The sequence below is a fragment of the uncultured Campylobacter sp. genome (assembly GCF_905372745.1).
GTDB lineage: Bacteria > Campylobacterota > Campylobacteria > Campylobacterales > Campylobacteraceae > Campylobacter_A.
Genome location: NZ_CAJPQR010000002.1, coordinates 80825 through 98910, shown reverse-complemented (window position 1 = coordinate 98910; position 18086 = coordinate 80825). Strand labels below are relative to the sequence as shown.

At 48.5% G+C, this 18086-nt stretch carries 21 protein-coding genes; 9 read left to right on the top strand and 12 right to left on the bottom strand.

What is annotated here, in order from left to right; translation table 11 throughout:
* The first annotated feature begins 180 nt into the window (after positions 1-180).
* The 4 genes from ybeY (at position 181) to QZ157_RS01225 (ending at position 3213) form a co-directional block, all read left to right on the top strand.
* Complete coding sequence (gene ybeY / locus QZ157_RS01240) at positions 181-597, top strand: rRNA maturation RNase YbeY (RefSeq protein ID WP_295140750.1); 417 nt, start codon at positions 181-183, stop codon at positions 595-597.
* 355 nt (positions 598-952) lie between these two features.
* Positions 953-2044, top strand: a complete 1092-nt coding sequence (locus tag QZ157_RS01235) for a metallophosphoesterase (RefSeq protein ID WP_295140748.1) — start codon at positions 953-955, stop codon at positions 2042-2044.
* On the top strand, positions 2041-2841 hold the full coding sequence (locus tag QZ157_RS01230) for a phosphatidylserine decarboxylase (RefSeq protein WP_295140745.1): 801 nt from the start codon (positions 2041-2043) through the stop codon (positions 2839-2841). The genes QZ157_RS01235 and QZ157_RS01230 overlap by 4 nt, the downstream gene beginning before the upstream one ends.
* A 9-nt stretch (positions 2842-2850) precedes the next feature.
* Complete coding sequence (locus QZ157_RS01225) at positions 2851-3213, top strand: hypothetical protein (protein WP_295140742.1); 363 nt, start codon at positions 2851-2853, stop codon at positions 3211-3213.
* A gap of 393 nt (positions 3214-3606) precedes the next feature.
* Here the strand turns inward: QZ157_RS01225 and QZ157_RS01220 are convergent, their stop codons facing one another.
* From QZ157_RS01220 to folD, 12 genes are all read right to left on the bottom strand, one after another.
* A complete protein-coding gene (locus QZ157_RS01220) occupies positions 3607-4344 on the bottom strand; it encodes a DNA alkylation repair protein (RefSeq protein WP_295140740.1) in 738 nt (245 codons plus the stop codon).
* 227 nt (positions 4345-4571) lie between these two features.
* Positions 4572-5147, bottom strand: coding sequence for a hypothetical protein (locus QZ157_RS01215; protein WP_295140738.1), 576 nt, complete (start codon positions 5145-5147; stop codon positions 4572-4574).
* The gene (locus tag QZ157_RS01210) at positions 5137-6555 is read right to left on the bottom strand and encodes a tetratricopeptide repeat protein (protein WP_295140735.1); all 1419 of its coding nucleotides are present in this window, start codon (positions 6553-6555) and stop codon (positions 5137-5139) included. Before QZ157_RS01210 ends, QZ157_RS01215 begins: the two co-directional genes overlap by 11 nt.
* A 476-nt stretch (positions 6556-7031) precedes the next feature.
* Complete coding sequence (gene ychF, locus QZ157_RS01205) at positions 7032-8135, bottom strand: redox-regulated ATPase YchF (RefSeq protein ID WP_295140733.1); 1104 nt, start codon at positions 8133-8135, stop codon at positions 7032-7034.
* Complete coding sequence (locus QZ157_RS01200) at positions 8135-9586, bottom strand: leucyl aminopeptidase (RefSeq protein WP_295140730.1); 1452 nt, start codon at positions 9584-9586, stop codon at positions 8135-8137. The genes ychF and QZ157_RS01200 overlap by 1 nt, the downstream gene beginning before the upstream one ends.
* Positions 9564-10169 (bottom strand): DedA family protein, encoded by a 606-nt coding sequence (locus QZ157_RS01195; RefSeq protein WP_295140727.1) that lies wholly within the window; start codon positions 10167-10169, stop codon positions 9564-9566. The genes QZ157_RS01200 and QZ157_RS01195 overlap by 23 nt, the downstream gene beginning before the upstream one ends.
* Positions 10169-10717: an adenine phosphoribosyltransferase gene (gene apt / locus QZ157_RS01190; RefSeq protein ID WP_295140724.1), complete on the bottom strand. Its 549-nt coding sequence runs from the start codon at positions 10715-10717 to the stop codon at positions 10169-10171. The genes QZ157_RS01195 and apt overlap by 1 nt, the downstream gene beginning before the upstream one ends.
* A 20-nt stretch (positions 10718-10737) precedes the next feature.
* Positions 10738-11067 (bottom strand): hypothetical protein, encoded by a 330-nt coding sequence (locus QZ157_RS01185; protein WP_295140721.1) that lies wholly within the window; start codon positions 11065-11067, stop codon positions 10738-10740.
* Positions 11064-11504, bottom strand: coding sequence for a ribose 5-phosphate isomerase B (rpiB, locus tag QZ157_RS01180; RefSeq protein ID WP_295140719.1), 441 nt, complete (start codon positions 11502-11504; stop codon positions 11064-11066). Before rpiB ends, QZ157_RS01185 begins: the two co-directional genes overlap by 4 nt.
* A 110-nt stretch (positions 11505-11614) precedes the next feature.
* A complete protein-coding gene (locus QZ157_RS01175; protein ID WP_295140716.1) occupies positions 11615-12268 on the bottom strand; it encodes a site-2 protease family protein in 654 nt (217 codons plus the stop codon).
* On the bottom strand, positions 12265-13131 hold the full coding sequence (lepB, locus tag QZ157_RS01170) for a signal peptidase I (RefSeq protein WP_295140713.1): 867 nt from the start codon (positions 13129-13131) through the stop codon (positions 12265-12267). Before lepB ends, QZ157_RS01175 begins: the two co-directional genes overlap by 4 nt.
* A 3-nt stretch (positions 13132-13134) precedes the next feature.
* Positions 13135-13986, bottom strand: coding sequence for a bifunctional methylenetetrahydrofolate dehydrogenase/methenyltetrahydrofolate cyclohydrolase FolD (gene folD, locus QZ157_RS01165; protein WP_295140711.1), 852 nt, complete (start codon positions 13984-13986; stop codon positions 13135-13137).
* 82 nt (positions 13987-14068) lie between these two features.
* Here folD and QZ157_RS01160 point away from each other — a divergent pair, with 82 nt between their 5' ends.
* From QZ157_RS01160 to QZ157_RS01140, 5 genes are read left to right on the top strand one after another with little or no spacing between them, the layout of a single operon-like run.
* Positions 14069-14425, top strand: coding sequence for a c-type cytochrome (locus tag QZ157_RS01160; protein WP_295140708.1), 357 nt, complete (start codon positions 14069-14071; stop codon positions 14423-14425).
* Positions 14422-15837 carry a glutamate-1-semialdehyde 2,1-aminomutase gene (gene hemL / locus QZ157_RS01155; protein ID WP_295140705.1) on the top strand — a complete coding sequence of 472 codons (1416 nt, stop codon included), beginning with the start codon at positions 14422-14424 and terminating at the stop codon, positions 15835-15837. Before QZ157_RS01160 ends, hemL begins: the two co-directional genes overlap by 4 nt.
* Positions 15837-16115 (top strand): AtpZ/AtpI family protein, encoded by a 279-nt coding sequence (locus QZ157_RS01150; protein ID WP_295140703.1) that lies wholly within the window; start codon positions 15837-15839, stop codon positions 16113-16115. Before hemL ends, QZ157_RS01150 begins: the two co-directional genes overlap by 1 nt.
* Positions 16112-16870, top strand: a complete 759-nt coding sequence (locus QZ157_RS01145; protein ID WP_295140701.1) for a potassium transporter TrkA — start codon at positions 16112-16114, stop codon at positions 16868-16870. The genes QZ157_RS01150 and QZ157_RS01145 overlap by 4 nt, the downstream gene beginning before the upstream one ends.
* A complete protein-coding gene (locus tag QZ157_RS01140) occupies positions 16860-18056 on the top strand; it encodes an MFS transporter (RefSeq protein WP_295140698.1) in 1197 nt (398 codons plus the stop codon). The genes QZ157_RS01145 and QZ157_RS01140 overlap by 11 nt, the downstream gene beginning before the upstream one ends.
* Positions 18057-18086 lie beyond the last annotated feature (30 nt).

The following is an 18086-nucleotide window of genomic DNA, read 5'->3' as shown; positions in this document are numbered from 1 at the left end:
AGGTGGGGGCTTGGGGGCGGAAGGGGCGACGCTTCGTAAGTAGAAACCCCCTTCCGCCTCCAAAGAAATAGAAAAACTAAAATTTGACACCGATATCGTTTGTTACAAATTTGGCTTTATTAAATTCGACCGAAATTTTCGCTAAAATCATACTCAAATTTTACTAAAGGAAAGCCAAAAATGATACTTTGCGAGGACGATTATCCGAGGATTTTGGATCAAATTTGCGACTATTTGACTGCGGGCGAGGTGGAGCTTAGCTTTGTTGACGCCGAGGAGATGAAGGAGATAAACGTCCGCCAGCGCGGCATCTACGAGACTACGGACGTGCTGAGCTTCCCGCTTGAGATGCAGCTGCATGCGCCGCTTGGCTGTATCGTGATAAACACCGAGCTGGTCGCCGCCAAAGCCGCCGAGCTAGGCCACGGCGAGGATGACGAGACGGCGCTACTTTTCACGCACGGGCTGCTTCACGTGCTGGGTTTTGACCACGAGAGCGACGCTGGCGAGATGAGGGCAAAGGAGTGTGAGGTGATCGAGAAATTTAGTCTGCCAAAGAGCCTCATCGTGCGAACGGAGGATGCGGGCGAAGAATAGGCAAAATCTCGGTAGCTTCGTAAAGGCGCTGGTCATGCCAAGCGTAAAACTAAGCGCGGCGGTAAAGCTTGGATTAGCTGCCTGCTAAAATGCGTTTTAAGCAGCCAGTAAAATCAAATTTGCATTTTGGCGTCGTGAATCAACGCGGCGTTAAGCGCTAAATTCGTTCAAACAAGCTATCAAATTTACCCTCCGTCCGCACGGATATCGCCGCGTAAAAAAGACGTTTCTAGCGTATGCTTTGCCTCTGCGTTTAAATTTCCTCAAATTTGCCGCGCGTAGTGGTTAGATATTTAATAATTTTGGCTAAATTTACGAAATGTTTTATGTTTTATCGTCTTTGATCATCATTTTTATGAATTACGTTTCTTATCGCGGGCTTTTCGCCGATGCCGCGCTCAGGCCGCTTGCCACGCATAAAAGGGCGCTTGGACTATTTTTCTTAACGCTTGCTATGGGCGGCGTCGCGCTGGCTTTTTCGCTGCGGTTTAACTTTTTAGGACCTAGTCTTCGCATCGCCTGTTCGCTGATGTTGGCGCTGACGTTTATTATTTTTTCGTTCGTGCTTTTTACGAACGTCGTCGCGCTCGCGGTTCGCCCCGTAACCAAGCGTGCGTTTAGCGAGAGCAGGCGTAAATTTTTGCGCCTATATCTTGACGTCACGATACTTATTTTGGCGTTTAGCTACTTTTTTAAAGGCATCTTTAACGCCGTAAAATTGCCCGAAGTAAAAGAGCAAGATATCGAGCTAAAGGGGTTAAAGGGCGAGCTAAAGATCGCGGTTTTAACGGATATTCATTTGGGCGATTTTTTAGGAGCGGACTTTGCGCGGGCGGTAACCGGGCGCGTAAACGAGCTGGATGCCGACGCGGTCGCGATCGTAGGCGACATCGCGGATCTACCGCCGCGCCGTTTGGCCGAGTTTATCGCGCCGTTTAACGAGCTAAAGAGCAAATACGGCACCTTTTACGTGCCGGGCAACCACGAGTACTATAACGGCATCGACGGCACGCTAAAAGCGATCCGCGAGACGACGAATTTTAAAATTTTAGGCAACGAAAACGCGCGAGTGGGCGGGGTAAATTTAGCCGGCGTTTATGATATCATCGGTTTAAGATTTAAGGCATACGAGCCTGATCTGGTCGCAGCTCTGGACAGTCGCGACGTAAATTTGCCTACCGTTTTGCTCGCTCATCAGCCTAAGTTTTTAAAATACATGGACGAAAGCGCGCCCGTGGATCTGGTGGTGAGCGGACATACGCACGGCGGGCAGATTTTTCCGTTTTCGCTACTAGTAAGGCTCGATCAAAAATACGTCGCCGGGCTATACCGCGCGAACAAAAATACGCAAATTTACGTTAGCCGCGGTGCTGGATTTTGGGGGCCGCCGGTGCGCGTGATGGCGCCTAGCGAGATTTCGTTATTAAGATTAAAAGGAGTTGTATGAGGGGACTTATTTCTAGGATATTCGGGTTTGTAGCGGCGGTTAAATTTCCGAGATTTTTGCAAACATTTATCAATGAAAAATACGTAAGCGGCTTTAAGATCGACATGAGCGAGTTTAAAGAGCCAAAGGAATACGAGAGCCTGACGGCGCTTTTTACCCGCGAGCTACAGCGTCCGCGAAATTTTGATGTTTCGCCGCAGGCCTTTATCAGTCCTAGCGACGGCACGTGCCTGGAGCGCGGAGTTAGCAAGGAGCTAAAGGCAATCAGCGTCAAGGGCCACGAGTACGGTATAGCAGAGCTTCTGGGCGATAGTATGGACCGCAGTGAGCGAGATGCCGAGCTAGAGTACGTAAATATTTATCTGAGCCCGCGCGACTACCACCGCTACCATGCGCCTTGCGATATGAGGATTTTGTCCGCGCTCTACGTGCCTGGCGAGCTATATAGCGTGGCCGTCAGTGCGCTGCTAAAGGTGCCAAATCTATACGCCAAAAACGAGCGCGTGGTGCTAAAATGCGAGCTTGCAAGCGGCAAAAAGATGTGGCTGGTCTTTGTCGGCGCGCTAAACGTGGGCAAGATGAAATTTGGCTTCGACGCGCGCATACAGACTAACGCCTGCGCCGGCAACGTCGCGCTTTATGAATACGAAAATTTAAGCGCGAAAAAGGGCGAGCAGCTGGGGATGTTTGAGCTGGGCTCTACGATCCTAATCCTTAGCGAGCAGGGCGCGGTCAAATTTGATCTAGCAGCCGAGCAAAAGCTAAAATACGGCGACAAAATAGGAACTATCAACTAAGGAGGCGTGATGGGAATGCAACTAGTCGAACAAAACGAGCTAAAAGAAACGCTAGAACTAAAAGAGCGCATCGAAAACAACACGGTGGTCGAGCTCTGGGAAAACAGCGAGGACTACGAGCGCCTGGCTAACGCGACGCGCAAGACCATGCGATATATCAACGACGAACAGATAAAGAGCTTTGCCGATGCACTAAATCAAACGAACGAAAAGATCTTAAATTTGACCTTTGAGGGCGTGAAAAAGCATCACGAAAAGAAATTTGAGCAGATCAGAAAAAAGCAAAAACTCTACGTCGCTTTGGCCTTTGCGGGCGGCGTTTTAGTCGGCGCTCTTTGCGTCTGGGCGGCATTTAGAATTTTTGCTGGATAGATTTGGTTTTGGGCTCGGTCGCTTGCGATGCTTGCGCGCCGGGAGTTTATTTTGCTCGGTTTTTGGCAAATTTGACTTTTAAACCGCGCGACTGCTTGCGGCTTGGGCGTGAGGGCTTAAATTTTACGCTTTGATTTTCGGATTTGCTTGGGTGTTTTTGCTTTAAATTTGAGCACGGCGGCTTTTAAAATTTGCTTGTTATTGCGTGCTTGGCTCAAATTTGATTTCGGACTGCGGCTGTAAATTTGATCTTTTATCTTGCACTGCTACCATCAAGCTCGGCTCAACTTTTTATGTGGCGGATTGAACCGCTTTTTATTTATAAAATGCGTTATAAGTTTATAAAATTTACATCTCAAATTTAGCCGCCGACTTGCGTATCTGCGCAAAAAGCTAAATTTTGATTTTTCTTGTGGCGTGACGGACGATTTGCTGCGTGTTTTTGTTTTGCGAGCTTTGCCAGCGCACGAGCAGCTCTTTTGCGGCGGCGAAATTTACCTTTAGATAGTCTGTGACGTTGTTTGCGACCGAGCGCTGCACGAAGCGCACCTCGTCTTCTTTTAGTATCTCCAGCACCGCAAAAACAGGGCTTGGGTCACTCACGAAAAGCTCCAGTTTACTAGCCCACGGCAGCTTTGGTCGTAGACCTTCGGACGCTAGCCTGCGCAGGTGGAAATTTGACGAACGCGCCCACTGCGTCATGGTTTTGAGCGAGTTTTGCGGATATTTTTTGATAAAGGCGCGCACCGCATACTCGCCCGTGCCGCGCTTCGTGATTTCCTCGATCGCGCTCATCGAGGTTTCAAAGTCGTCTATGCCGTAGATTTCGACGTATTTTGCCAGCGGCAAAGTCCAGTAAAAATGCTTAAACATGCCCGTTTCGTTCGGGTTTTCTTCGCCTAAAATCGCGACCAAAATCTCTGCCGCGCGCCTAAAATCCGGCGGCAAAAGTTCATTTAGCGTGTTTGCGTGCGCCAAAATCCTTTGCGAATAGCCGAAATTCGGCGTGCTTTCAGCGATTTGTCCGCAGTAGCTCTGCGCGTCAAATTTAGGATAAACCGCCTTTATCTTTTGCGATAAAATTTGCGCCAAATTTTCTCCGAAATATACCGCCAGTCCGCCGTTTTCCATGTTTTTCCTTTGGGTAGTTTTATCTAGCCTTTAAGCAGGCATGAATCGTAAATTTGTCGCCTAAAACCAGGCGGAGTTAAATTTGCAGCCGTTACGCTCGTCAAATTTGACCGCCCGCGCAAGCAAAGCGTCAAATTTGTCGCGGTTTTTTTGGGTCAAATTTAAATATCGACCCAAAAAGAGGGCGCTAAATTTAGCGGCGGCTAAAATAACGCCCGAAAGTAAATTTATTTACACTCGACCTGCGGCATTTGCGCTAAAAATATCGGCATTTTTTGCTTGATTAGCGTGTGAAATTTACTTCTATCGGCGATATTTAGAAACTTTAGCGCGTAGTGCGTGACTCTAAGCCCGCAGTTAAGGCTTTTTACGTTGATTAGATTGATTTCGTAGTTGTCAAAATCGGGGTTGCCAGCGATCGGATAGTAGATCGTGTAAGCTTGATACTCTTTGTCGTTTATAGACTTGAAATCATACTCCGCTTTGCCGAATTGTCCACTTTTTAGCGCGGTCATAAAGGTCCTTTGGTATTCGTTGATATCGGCGTTTTCGTCGACTGTGACGCTTACTAGCTTGCTCCACTTAAAGCCCACTTTTTCGTTTGGTAGATAAAACTCAGCCGTTCTTGCGTTTTTTTGCTTTAAGACGAATTTTTCGCCGTCTATGGCTACCTCGTTTGGCAGATTTACGCTATCTAGCGCGCTTTTTGGTAGCTCTATCTGCACGGTTTTAGGCTGGGTGCAGCCGCCCAAAAATAGACAAAAGGCCGCAACAGCGGCAAACGAAACTTTTTTAAAACTCATGTTTTGCTCCTTTATTAGTTGATTTTTTAAACTCCATGCACTTTTTGGCTAGCCCAGCCTCGCACTCTTTTTCGTGCAGTTTTTGCGCCTTTTGGCGTAGCGTGGCGGCTTGTTTTTTGTCGCTGCGCTCAAGATGGCGCGCTAGATTTAGGCACCCGCGCGCGTCGCCGGCTTCGCAAGCCTCGCTAAAAAGGCTATCGGCTTCGTTTTCGTCCGCTTTTATCGCTTCGCCTACGCCTCTTTCGTAGATCGCGCCTAGATTCGTGCAGGCCGGTTTTAGCCCGTTGTAGCAGGCAATCCCGTAAAAGTTAAAGGCCTTTGCTATATCTTGCGGCACGTCTGATCCATCAAAATACGCATCCGCTAGGCTCTCGCAGGCATCTAGTCGCCAAAGTAGGCAGGCTTTTTCAAAAAGCTCCAGTGCGCGAGAAACGTCCTTTATTGCGCTGCGTCCATGAAATAACATATCACCAAGCTCGGCGCAAGAAGCGCCAAAGCCGCCTTCGCAGGCTTTCTCGTGAAATTTGACCGCCTGCTCGCTATCTTGCCGCGCTCCGCCAAGTCCTTTTGCGTAGAGCTGCGATAACGCCGCGCAGCCGCTTGTTACGCCTCTATCGCACGCCTCTTTGCCTAGCTCGTAGGCTGCCTCAAACTGCCCGCTTTGATACTGCGCCCAGCCGCCGTATAGCTCGTCCAGCCGCTCGCTGCCGCTGCATTTGTAGGCATTTACGGCGCAGGCCTTGTCGTAGTAGGATCTAGCGGCCTTGATATCCTGCGCAAAACCCGCCTCGCCGTCCTCGTAAAGCCGTCCCAAAGCCTCGCACGCTTCGTAAATTTTACCATCGCAGGCAAGCGAGTAAAATTTGAGCGCGTTTTTTGAGTTTTTCGCGGCTTCGTCGTTTTTGCCCATTGCGCCGTCCGCATACACGCCGCCTAGATGGTAGCAAACTACAGCGTATCCGCGCTCGCAGGCTTTTACGTAGAGGTCTAGCGCTTTGCTTTCATCCGGCGCGACGCCGACGCCCGCTTCGTAAATTTGAGCTAGATTATAGCAGCTTAAACCAAATCCTTTTTCGCAGGCTCGCTCAAAAATCATGGCGGCTTTGGCGTGTTCGCCGCTGTTTTGATAGAGCGAGGCTAGGGTGTTGCAGCCGCTTAGCTCGCCCGCGTCGCAGGCTTTTTCGTAAAATTTGCCGGCTTTTACGTCATCTTGCTCTACGCCTTTGCCGCTTTGATATAAAAACCCAAGCCTTACGCAGCCGCGTGCTTCTCCTGCTTCGCATGCTTTTTGCCAAATTTGAGCCGCCCTTTGCTCATCGCCCGCGTCATAGGCTGCTTGACCTTCGCTCGTCAAATTTGCCAAAGCTAAATTTAGCGCAAAAAGTAGTAATAAGACCGGTTTTATCATTGCGCTCCTTTGTTAAATTTTACTTATTTTGTTTTTCAAATTTGATCTATTTTGCCTATTTGTATGCCACAGTCCTGTTTGTATCGGACGGGTAGGTTGTCGCGTCTTGTGCTGCCTTGATAGCGCGACGATATACTAAAATCGCGCGACATTGGCGTTCTTTAAAATTATTTGAGTGCGGAGTAAATTTGGCGCGGTTACGAAAACGGCTATGATCTTTTTCAAATTTTTCCTTAAATTTAGCGCGAGTCAAATTTGAGCGACAAAACCGCGCCGAGCTGAATTTAACGCGCTCTTAAGGACTAAAATAAATTTTGCGGCGCAAGTTGTTGGGGTAAATAAAACATCGGCACAAAAGGGCGTCAAAATTATTTTGATCACGTTTAGACTCGTAGCTGCGCGGCATAAAACAGATAGCGGTCAAATTTAGCCAAAAACCGCTCGGCTATAAAGCCAAATTTGACCGATTTTGCGCCTTAAACGTTAAATCTAAAATGCATCACGTCGCCGTCTTGAACGACGTAGTCCTTGCCCTCTAGGCGCATTTTGCCCGCCTCTTTGGCCGGGTTTTCGCCGCCGCACGCGATGTAGTCCTCGTAGCCGATGACTTCGGCTCTGATGAAGCCCCTCTCAAAGTCGTTGTGGATGACGCTGGCGGCTTTTGGCGCTTTCCAGCCTTTTACGATCGTCCACGCGCGCACCTCGACGACGCCAGCGGTAAAGTAGCTGATCAAATTTAGCTTCGCAAACGCCGTTTTGATGATCTTTTCTAGGCCGCTCTCGTTCGTGCCGAGCGAGCTTAGAAATTCATGCGCCTCTTCGTCGCTAAGGCCTACTAGCTCCTCTTCGATCTTGGCGCAAAGCTTGATGACCTCGTGCCCTGAGCGCGCGGCAAACTCGCGAAGCGCCTGTACGTATTTATTATCCTCTGAGATGCCGTCCTCACCCACATTTGCGCCGTAGACGACCTCTTTTGCGCTGAGTAGCCTTAGCTCTTTGTTTAAATTTATAAACGCGTCGTCGTCCTTGCCACCGAAACTGCTCGCGCTTTTGCCGTCATTTAGGTGAGCTAGCAGCGCATTTGCCGTCTCTAGCGCCTCTTTTGCGCCTTTTGCGTTTGCTTTGGCTTCGCGGGTTAGGCGTTCGATTTTTTTGTTTAACTGCTCGATGTCGGCAAGGATGAGCTCGGTCTCGATGATCTCGACGTCCCTGACGGGATCGACGCCGCCTTCTACGTGCGTGATGTTTTCGTCCTCAAAGCAGCGCACGATGTGCAAAATCACCTCGGTTTCGCGGATGTTTGAGAGAAATTTATTTCCCAGACCTTCGCCCGCGCTTGCGCCCTTTACGAGCCCCGCGATATCGACGAATTCGATCGTGGAGTATTGGATTTTGTTTGGATTTACGATTTTGGCTAGCTCGCCTAGGCGCTTATCGGGCACCGGCACGACGGCTTTATTTGGCTCGATCGTGCAGAACGGATAGTTCGCGCTCTCGGCGTTTTGCGCCTTCGTTAGCGCGTTAAACGTGGTTGATTTGCCGACGTTTGGCAAACCTACGATACCTACTGCTAGTCCCATTACAGCTCCTTTGCCATAGCGCATAGATAATAAAGATTCATTCGCACGCCCGCTCCCGTCGCGCCCGCCTGGTTATATCCCCAAGCTTTTTCGGTGTATGCGGGACCAGCGATATCTTGGTGTATCCACTTGTCTTTAAATTCGTCTTTTATAAATTTATCGAGGAAAAGCCCCGCCGTGATCGCGCCGCCGTAACGACTGGATCCAGTGTTGCTGACGTCTGCGATCTGACTTTTTATTAGCTCGCGCAAATGAGGGTTAAACTCTAAAATCGTATTTAGCTCGCCGCTCTTTGCCGCTTTTGCCTTAAATTCGGCCTTTAGCTCCTCGTTGTTACCCATTATGCCGCTTGTGTATTCGCCAAGACCGACCACGCAAGCGCCAGTTAGCGTCGCCATGTCGATGAGGATATCGGGCTTAAAATCCTGCGCGTAGCTGAGGCAGTCGGCAAGTACCAGTCGCCCCTCGGCGTCGGTATTTCGCACCTCGATACTAACGCCGCTGCGAGAGATCAGCACGTCGTCCGGTTTATAGGCGTTGCCGCCGATCATATTTTCCGTCGCGCCTAAAATCGCGTGAATTTCAAACGGCAAATTTAGCTCCGCCGCGCCTTTTATGATACCTATCGCCGCAGCTGCGCCGCTTTTGTCGGCTTTCATCGTTAGCATATAATCAGCTGGCTTTAAGCTAAGCCCGCCGCTATCGTAGGTTAGTCCTTTGCCGACGAAGATTACGCGTTTTTTCGCGTCTTTTGGTTTGTAGATGAGGTGGATGAGGCGAGGCGGATGGACGCTGGCTCTATTTACCGCTAAAAATGCGTTCATCTTTTCTTTTTCGAGGAATTTCTCGTCGTAAATTTTGCAGCTTAAATTTGGGCTAGACTTAGCTAGATTTTGCGCCTCTTCAGCCATTTTTTGCGGGGTGTAGATTTCTGGTATTTCGTTTACGATGTCTTTGGTGAAATTTGTCGCAGAGGCGATTATCTCGCCGTGAGCAAAGCCATCCTTTGCGTCGTTTTCGCGGACATCCTTGTTGTTATACTCCTCAGAGCTAAAAATAATATCTTTTAGCGCGTATTTTTCTTTTTTTTCTTTGTATTTGTTAAATTCGTAAGCGCCTAGCAAAAAGCCCTCGGTTAGAGCCTGAAAGCTCATTTTTTGGCAGCCTGCGACGTATGAGGCTAGTTTTAGGCTTTTGACGTTTAGCGATTTTACCGCGTTGTAGGCTTTTGCCGCAGCTATGCGAAGCTCGTCGTAGCCAAGCTTATTTAGCGGGACGTAAACCCTGCCGCTTTCTAGCAAAAGCAAGACGCTCTCGCCCTTGTAGTTGGCAAATTTAAACGCCTTTTCGTCTTTTATAAATTTATGTTTTAGGTTTTTATCTACGACGAAAATAAGCTCCAAATCGGCCTTGATTTCTTCTAAATTTTTATTTACTATTTGAAATTGCACCTCTGTGTTTCCTTTCGTTTAAAATTTTATTTTCTATGCGCTTAAAGCCGTAGAGCAAAGCGCCTAAACATAGCGCTACTACCGGCACGGCGACGTACCAGTGCTCTTTTGCTTTGTGTAAAATTTCAAGTATGTGCTCGCCCAAAACCCACGCGGGAATTATCGTTATCGCGGCCCAGCACCACGCGCTTATTAGGTTTATAAACGCGTATTTTTTTGCGCTGTATCCAGTTAAGCCTATGGTCATCGGTATGATGACGCGAAAGCCGTACATATAGCGCTGGATAAAGATGATCGGCCAGCCGTATTTTTTCAGCATTATATGCGCGATGGCGAATTTTCGGCGCTGGGTATGAAGCTTTTTGGCGATATATTTTTTGTTGTAGCGGCCTAGATAAAAGTAAATTTGATCGCCGACAAAGCCGCCCAGACCTGCTACGAAGATGGCCGGCACGATATGCATATGCGTTTGATGAGAGAGGATACCTGCCATTATGAGCGCCATTTCGCCTTCCATTATGCACCAGACGAAAAGTATGATGTAACCGTACTCGATGAGTAATTTCGTAAAAAATTCTTCCATCATAGCTCCAAAATGCTGTAAATTTTAGTTAGCGGGCGTAAATTTGCACTACCGCCCAGATCCTTTAAATCGATCAAAAAGCAGGCCTCTACGCAAACGGCGTTTGTTTGATTGATTAGCTCTGCTGAGGCTTTGGCCGTGCCCCCAGTAGCGATTAGATCGTCGATTAAAAGCACTTTTGCGCCCGCTTTTTCGCCGAATGCGTCGACGTGAATTTGCACTTCATCCACGCCGTACTCTAGGCTGTATTTTTGCGAGATCGTGATGTAGGGTAGTTTTTTTGGCTTTCTAATCGGCACGAAAGGTAGTCGCAGTTTAGCCGCCAAAGCCGCTGCGAATATAAATCCGCGCGACTCGATGCCCGCGATGAAATCGATATCGGCACCCTCGTATCTGGCAACTAGATGATCCATTAAAAAATTAAACGCCTCTTTGTTGTTTAGCAGCGTCGTGATGTCGCGAAATACTATGCCCGGTTTTGGAAAATCGTTTATGCAGCGGATAGAATTTAATAAAAACTCCTTCCCCGCTTTGTCTAGTCCTTTCATTTTTTGCCTTTAAATTTGATTTATAGTAGCGCTTCGATTTTGCCCTCTAGCTCGCGGATGCGCTGGCGGAGTTTGTCGTTTTCCAGGCGGTACTGCGAGTTTCTGGTGCGAAGGGCGTTGGCATCGTTTTTGACTTTGTTTAGTTCGTCGGTGAGTATGTCGATGTTGCCAAGGCCGCGCTGGAGCTGGATTTGTAACTTGCGAATTACGACTTCGGTATCTTGGAGATTGTTTTTCATAAAATCGCGCGTCGTGCGCTCTTTTTTAAGCAAGGTTTTAAAGTAAAACACCATCACGGTGAGATAGATACAAATGCAGATCAAAATCGTAAGTACGAGCCAATCGGTCATTTCTCGCCTCCTAGTTTTTTCACGCGCCTTTCGTGTCTGCCGCCGGCAAATTCGGTAGCGAAAAAGGCTTTTATCATATCAGCAGCTACGGCGTCGCCGATAGTTCTAGCACCCATGGCTAGCACATTTGCGTCGTTGTGCTCGCGCGCTAGTTTTGCCGTGGTGACGTCGTGACAAAGAGCGCAGCGAACGTGCGAATGACGGTTGGCCGCGATACTGATGCCGATACCCGTGCCACAGATTAGCACGCCGTATTGGTTTTTGTGCCGTAAATTTTGCGCTAGAAGCTCGGCAAAATCGGGATAATCGACGCTATCTTTGCTATGCGTTCCTAGGTCGCATATGTCAAAACCTTCGTTTTTTAAAAGCTCGCAAATTTGCGCCTTAAGATCAAAGCCCGCGTGGTCGCTCGCGATAAAAATTTTGTCTATTTTCATGAAATTTCCATAAGCTAAAAAATGCTTAATTATAGCAAAAAAGCATTAAAGTAAAATTTCGCCGCGAGCCTTTAGGAGCGAAATTTGGGCTAAATTTTAAAATTTGCCGTTTACAAAAACATCCTCATGATCGCCACGGCATATCGTATGGGCTCGAAAAAGTAATCTTTTAACGGCGAGATCACGATGATAACTAGCGCGATAAAGCCGTATCTTTGCATGCTATTTAGCCAGTTTGCCGCGCCGTGAAGCCCGAAAATGTGCAAAAAATACTCAAGCGCCTTTGAGCCGTCAAGAGGCGGGATAGGGTAGAGGTTAAAGAGAGCTAGGACTAAATTTACGGCTGCAAGCATAAATGCAAACTCCGCTATCGCGCCGTCAAAAAATCCCTCGAAGCCTATAAATTTAAATAGGCAAAACGCTAGCGCAAAAAGAGCAAGGTTGTATGCGATGCCAGCAAGCGCGACGACGATAGCAGCCTTGTAGCCGCCGTTATAAAGCACCGTGCGCAAATTTATGGGTACGGGTTTAGCCCAGCCAAACGTCACTCCCGTGCTAAGGTACATGAGTGCTGGCACGACGATAGTGCCTAGCGGATCGACGTGTTTTATGGGATTTATGCTGAGCCGCCCCAAATTTTTGGCGGTCAAGTCGCCGAATTTAAACGCTGCGTATCCGTGCGCGATCTCGTGTCCGACGACGGATATAACGAGTACGGCGACTAGGATCGCTACCTGAGCGAAGTTGATACTGTCAAGGTTCATTCGATCTTGTTTCCGTCGTTTTTAGCTTCTGCTCTGGCGGCGTTTAGCAGCTCGGGCGAGTTTTGTATAAAATCCACGCTCTTGCCGACTCTGTTCCATCTGATTTTGTATTCGTCGTCCCAGCTAAAATATACAAACCAAGGCTTGCCGACGATATTTTTGTAGGCCACGGACCCCCAAAATCGGCTGTCGTTTGAGTGGTCGCGGTTATCGCCGATCATAAAAAACTCGCCTTCAGGGACCTGAAAATAAAATGCGTTAAACGGATAGTTGCCTACGCTTGGTAGTTCGTTTACGATAACGGGTTGCATGGCGAATTTGCTTGCGTTTAGGTAGTTTACGGCTAAATCAAATAAATTTACCTTCTCGTCGTAGTGGATGCCGCCGAATTTATAGGGCTCTTTGACGAAAAGTTTGCCTCCTAGTTTAACGATATCTTTTTCGTCGAAATTTGCCTTTATAAACTCCTCGCCCTCGTGCGGATGCAAAAATAGCGCCTTTTCCGTAAATATCACTTCATCGCCGCCGACTGCGAAATTTCGCTTGACGTAGTGGATCTTTTCATCGTGCGGATAGCGAAAAACCACGATATCGCCGCGCTGCGGCTTTGCTCCCTCGATGAGATGACCGTTACCGTTAAAATCTGGCAAAACCTTGACCTCGATCCACGGAATGCGCGGAGTCGAGATGCCGTAGCTAAATTTTTTAACGAAAAGATGATCGCCGACTAAAAGCGTATCCTTCATCGAACCAGACGGTATCACGAAGGCCTGCGCGACAAAGAAAATCACGAGCAAGACGATGACGACCGTGCCCGTCCAGCTGTTTGAAAAATCTAAAAATTTATTAAACGCTTTTTTCAAAATTTATGCCTTCTTCGCGCGGTTTTTGGCCGATTTTATGGTGTTTGACAGTAGCATCGCGATAGTCATCGGGCCTACGCCCCCGGGAACGGGCGTTATAAACGAGCATTTTGGAGCTACTTCGTCAAATTTGACGTCGCCTTTTAGCTTGCCGTCGTCCATTCGGTTTATGCCTACGTCGATCACGACGGCGCCCTCTTTTACCATATCAGCCGTTACGAAATCGGCTCTACCGATAGCAGCCACTAGGATGTCGGCCTCCGCGCAGATTTCTTTTAAATTTCGCGTTTTGCTATGCGTCACGGTTACGGTCGCGTTGGCGTTTAGCAGTAGATTTGCCATCGGTTTGCCCACGATGTTGCTACGTCCGATCACGACGGCGTTTTTGCCCTCTAAATTTATATCGTATGCTTTAAAAATTTCCATTATGCCTAGCGGCGTGCACGGTACGAACCCGTCAAGCCCGCTAGCTAGCTTGCCGACGTTTATCGCGGCAAAGCCGTCCACGTCTTTTGCGGGGCTAATGGTTTCTAAAATTTTATTCGTATCTATGTGCTTTGGTAGCGGCAACTGCACTAATATGCCGTCGATGCCGTCGTCTAAATTTAGCACGTCTATTAGCGCGATTAGCTCGCTTTGCGTCGTAGACTCGGGCAAGCGGTGCATCACGCTTTTTATCTCGCAGGCTATGCAGGCTTTTTCTTTTGCCGCGACGTAGGTTTGGCTGGCTTTATCCTCGCCTACCAGTATCACCGCAAGTGCAGGCTCTATGCCTTGATTTTTCAAATTTAGCGCTTCGTTTTTTACTCTTTCTTTTACCTGCGCGCTTACGTTTTTTCCATCTAATATCGTCATTTTCGTCCTTTATTACTTTTTAATCGCAAAGATTGTATGATAGCTAATTTTAGATTAAATTTACGAAAAAGCGAAAGAATTTATGAAAATTTGGCTGATTTCAGCGCTACTTTACGGCGCGGCGTTTGCGAGCGATTTTATCACGAAAAACGAATACGCGAAGATGCTCTATCAAAACCCGCGCGGCATCGGCTGCGACAAGTGTCACGGCAGCGGCGGCGAGGGCAGCGTGATCGCAAAATACAAAGAAGAAAATAAAAAAACAAAAGTAAAAGAGGAAAAAGAACTGGTAGCTCCTAGGATAAATAATCTTGATTTAGAGACGTTTAAAAAAGGCGTACTTGGCGCAAGGAGCATGATGCCTAGCTACTTTTTAACCGACGAAGAGATAAATTTGCTTTACGAATACGTGATAAATTTCAACAAGGATAAAAAATGACGAACAAAGAAGCTTTTGAACTAGCCAAAATTTATATCCCTGGCGGCGTAGATTCGCCCGTTCGCGCGTTTGGTAGCGTCGGCGGCGAGCCTTTTATAGTAGATCGCGGCGAGGGGGCGTATCTAGTCGATATCGAGGGAAACCGCTATCTGGACTTCATCCAGAGCTGGGGACCGCTCATCTTTGGACACTGCGACCCGGATATCGAGAGCGCGGTAATAGCGACGGCTAAAAAGGGGCTTAGCTTTGGCGCCCCGTCAAATTTAGAAACAAGGCTAGCTAAACTAATCTGCGACGAGTTTAAAAACGTAGAAAAAGTACGCTTCGTAAGCTCCGGCACCGAGGCCACGATGAGCGCGATACGCGTAGCGCGCGGCTTTAGCGGCAAGGACGGACTGATAAAATTTGAAGGCTGCTATCACGGGCATAGCGATGCGCTTTTGGTAAAAGCGGGCAGCGGCGCTACGACGTACGGCAATGCTTCAAGCGGCGGAGTGCCTGCCGATGTGGTAAAAAACACGTATCTAGCGCGCTACAACGATTTAGAAAGCGTACGGGCGATATTTGAGGCAAATAAGGGCAAAATAGGCGCTCTAATCATCGAGCCTATCGCCGGAAATATGGGGCTAGTGCCTGCTAGCAACGAGTTTTTAAGCGGGCTTAGACGCCTTTGCGACGAAAACGGCGCAGTTCTGATATTTGACGAGGTCATGAGCGGATTTCGCGCGAGCAGGCGCGGATCGTTCGAATTTAACGGTATAAAGGCCGATCTAGTAACGTTTGGCAAGGTTATCGGCGGAGGCTGCCCGGCGGCGGCGTTTGGCGGACGAGCCGCTATCATGGACTGCCTAAGTCCGCTAGGCGCAGTGTATCAAGCAGGCACGCTAAGCGGCAATCCCGTAGCTATGGCCGCAGGCATCGCGAGCCTAAGTAAAATTTTTGCCGACGACGGTTTATACGCCGAGCTAAGTAAAAAGGCTAATTTGCTAATGAGAGGCTTTGCCGAGGCCGCTAAAAAGCACGGTATCGCGCTGCAAACGACGGTGCGAGGCTCGATGTTCGGGTTTTTCTTTAATCAAAACGAGGTCAAAAACTACGACGACGCGCTAAAAAGCGACGTAAATTTATACGCCAAATTTCACGCAAGTATGCTAAAACGCGGCGTTTATCTAGCGCCTAGCCAGTTTGAGACGGGCTTTGTTTGCAAGGCGATGAGCGACGAGGATATAGTTTTTGCCGTTAGGGCCGCAGACGAGAGCTTTGACGAGATCACGGACGAGATGCACGACGAGCACGAGAGGATGCAAGGCGTAAAAGCCAGGATCGCCGAGCTGGAGGAGCGGCTAAAAGAGGCAAAACTAGAGCGAGAAAAGATAAAAGAGCAGATAAAAAACAGTTGGGGATTTGTCTGATGGCTAGGATAAATTTAGGCGAGATCGTAAAAGGCGCCGAGCAGCTAAGCTTGGGCATCTCTATCGTCGTGGCGCTTGCTATCGGGGCCGGGTTTGGCTACTGGGCGATGAAGGAAACGGGCTGGACGTGGACGCTGTTTGCGGGCATAGCCGTCGGTATCGCCGCAGCCGCGCTAAATGTCAAAAAGGCCTACGACGCGCAGATAAAAAGCCTTGACGAGCTAAAAGATAAAGGTAAATTTAAACCCGCGAAAGACGACGACGAGGACGATGAGTGATTTTTAGGCTCCTTGCCGTTTACGGCGCGTTTGAGGCTTTGCTCTTGCTGGGCTCGGCGGTGTTTGGCCGCGCGTGGTTTTACAGCTCGCAGGTCGCGTTTGCGGGCTCGCTTTTGGTGCTGGCGGCGACCTTTAGAGCCTACAAAAAACGCGTAGAAAACGGCGTGCGAGACTATGACGCCTCCGCAGATGACGACATAGACGAGTGGGGCGAAAATCACGAGGAGTTTCCGGACCGCCCCGCTGAGTCTAAATTTGACGGGCATGACCCGCACTGCGAAAATGCTAAGCGACTAGATGCGTCAAATTTGGACGGCTCGGTAAAAGCGGACGCGAAATTTGACCAGGCGGCGGAGTTAAATTTAAACGGCGAAAACGAGCGGGTTAAATTTGACGCGGCAACAGAACAAAACGAAGCCGCGCAGGGCAAATTTGACGAGCAGAATTTAAGCGGCGCAGGCCAAAGCGGCGAGTCAAATTTAAGCCGGGCAAATGAGTCAAATTTAAACGAATCAAATCAAAACAGCGAAACTAAGCCGTCAAAAAAGCAAAATTTCGCGCGTAATTTAAAGCAAAATTCGCCCAACTATTTCACCGCCTTCGTGCCTTTTCGGCTGATCGCGTATGCGGTTTTGGTCGTCGGATTTTTGGCGCTAAAAAGACAAGACAACCTTGATATCGCCGCGTTTTTGATCGCGCTTGCGGCGATGCCCGCGGGCGCTTTGATATATGGAGTAAAAAGCAATGAGAAATAGCTCGATAATAACGATTAGATCGATGTTTGCGCTATTCGTCGGGATGGCGTTTTTGTTTGTGGGAAACGGCCTCATCATCAGCTCTGCGGGCGTCGAGCTAAAAAAAATGGGCGCGGACGAGCTAGAGACGGGATTTGTTATCGCGGTATTTTTCGTTGGAGCTATGATAGCTACGATATTTTCGCATAAAATCGTCTCAAAAGTCGGCCACATCAGGAGCTTTGGGATATTTGCGTCGCTTTTTGGTATCGCGGCGATGTTTCACGACCTTAGCCAAAATCTCTATTTTTGGGCGTTTTTGCGCGGGTGTTTGGGATTTTGCTACTACTCGATTTTAATGATAATCGAAAGCTGGCTCAACGCGCGCGCTAGAAACGAAGTGCGCTCGCGAGTACTGGCATTTTACGAGATCACGTTTTACGTATGTTTTGGACTGGGTATCCTCGTGCTATCGCTAAATTTATCCACTTCGCACGTGCTTTTGCTTAGCGCGGCGTTTATTTTGTTTTCGAGTATTCCTTTAAATTTAATCCGCATCAAAGAGCCGCCTATCCCCGAAAAAAAGAGCGTCTCTATCCCGAAGGTCTTTGCGCTCGTGCCTTTGGCGCTCATTACCAGCATCGTAGCGGGCATCCTCATAAACGGCTTTTTTGCGATGGCTAGCGTTTATATCCTGCTGCAAGGATACGGCGCGAGGGAGGTTTCGTTTTTTATGACCGTCGCAATGGCGGGCGGCTTTATCGCTCACTCTCTCATCGGCGGCTTTTCGGATAAATTCGGTCGCCGCCCCGCGATAATGTGCTGCGCGGGCGTGTCGCTATTTGCGGCTATTTGTTTTTTGGCGCTTAAGCCCTCCATCTACGCGCAGTACGTTTTGTCGTTTTTTTTGGGTTCCGGCGCTTTTTGCCTCTATGCGTTATCGCTTGCTCGCGCCAACGATGTTTTAAAACATAAAAATCAAGGCATCGAAGTAGGGCGCGCCGTGCTTTTTAGTTACTCTTTCGGCTCACTTCTTTCGTCCGTGATAATGGGCGCTAGTATGAAAATTTTAGGCTTTGACGGCTTTATGTGGGTTTATGCGGCGCTGCTTGCGTTTCTCATCGCGTTTTGCCTCACGCAAAAGACCGTTCCGCTTGAAAGCAGGCGAGGCTTTGAGCATAGCCCCGGCACGATGGCCAATAGCTAATGAAAATCTCAAATTTGACGATATAGCCGT

What these genes read in the sequence shown, in the direction of transcription:
- rpiB (WP_295140719.1), bottom strand. Translation starts at nt 11,504, where the DNA reads ATGAAAATAGACAAAATTTTTATCGCGAGCGACCACGCGGGCTTTGAT.
- apt (WP_295140724.1), bottom strand. Translation starts at nt 10,717, where the DNA reads ATGAAAGGACTAGACAAAGCGGGGAAGGAGTTTTTATTAAATTCTATC.
- QZ157_RS01235 (WP_295140748.1), top strand. Translation starts at nt 953, where the DNA reads ATGAATTACGTTTCTTATCGCGGGCTTTTCGCCGATGCCGCGCTCAGG.
- QZ157_RS01220 (WP_295140740.1), bottom strand. Translation starts at nt 4,344, where the DNA reads ATGGAAAACGGCGGACTGGCGGTATATTTCGGAGAAAATTTGGCGCAA.
- QZ157_RS01140 (WP_295140698.1), top strand. Translation starts at nt 16,860, where the DNA reads ATGAGAAATAGCTCGATAATAACGATTAGATCGATGTTTGCGCTATTC.
- QZ157_RS01210 (WP_295140735.1), bottom strand. Translation starts at nt 6,555, where the DNA reads ATGATAAAACCGGTCTTATTACTACTTTTTGCGCTAAATTTAGCTTTG.
- ybeY (WP_295140750.1), top strand. Translation starts at nt 181, where the DNA reads ATGATACTTTGCGAGGACGATTATCCGAGGATTTTGGATCAAATTTGC.
- QZ157_RS01160 (WP_295140708.1), top strand. Translation starts at nt 14,069, where the DNA reads ATGAAAATTTGGCTGATTTCAGCGCTACTTTACGGCGCGGCGTTTGCG.
- QZ157_RS01185 (WP_295140721.1), bottom strand. Translation starts at nt 11,067, where the DNA reads ATGACCGATTGGCTCGTACTTACGATTTTGATCTGCATTTGTATCTAT.
- hemL (WP_295140705.1), top strand. Translation starts at nt 14,422, where the DNA reads ATGACGAACAAAGAAGCTTTTGAACTAGCCAAAATTTATATCCCTGGC.
- QZ157_RS01215 (WP_295140738.1), bottom strand. Translation starts at nt 5,147, where the DNA reads ATGAGTTTTAAAAAAGTTTCGTTTGCCGCTGTTGCGGCCTTTTGTCTA.
- QZ157_RS01225 (WP_295140742.1), top strand. Translation starts at nt 2,851, where the DNA reads ATGGGAATGCAACTAGTCGAACAAAACGAGCTAAAAGAAACGCTAGAA.
- QZ157_RS01175 (WP_295140716.1), bottom strand. Translation starts at nt 12,268, where the DNA reads ATGAACCTTGACAGTATCAACTTCGCTCAGGTAGCGATCCTAGTCGCC.
- QZ157_RS01150 (WP_295140703.1), top strand. Translation starts at nt 15,837, where the DNA reads ATGGCTAGGATAAATTTAGGCGAGATCGTAAAAGGCGCCGAGCAGCTA.
- QZ157_RS01195 (WP_295140727.1), bottom strand. Translation starts at nt 10,169, where the DNA reads ATGGAAGAATTTTTTACGAAATTACTCATCGAGTACGGTTACATCATA.
- QZ157_RS01230 (WP_295140745.1), top strand. Translation starts at nt 2,041, where the DNA reads ATGAGGGGACTTATTTCTAGGATATTCGGGTTTGTAGCGGCGGTTAAA.
- ychF (WP_295140733.1), bottom strand. Translation starts at nt 8,135, where the DNA reads ATGGGACTAGCAGTAGGTATCGTAGGTTTGCCAAACGTCGGCAAATCA.
- folD (WP_295140711.1), bottom strand. Translation starts at nt 13,986, where the DNA reads ATGACGATATTAGATGGAAAAAACGTAAGCGCGCAGGTAAAAGAAAGA.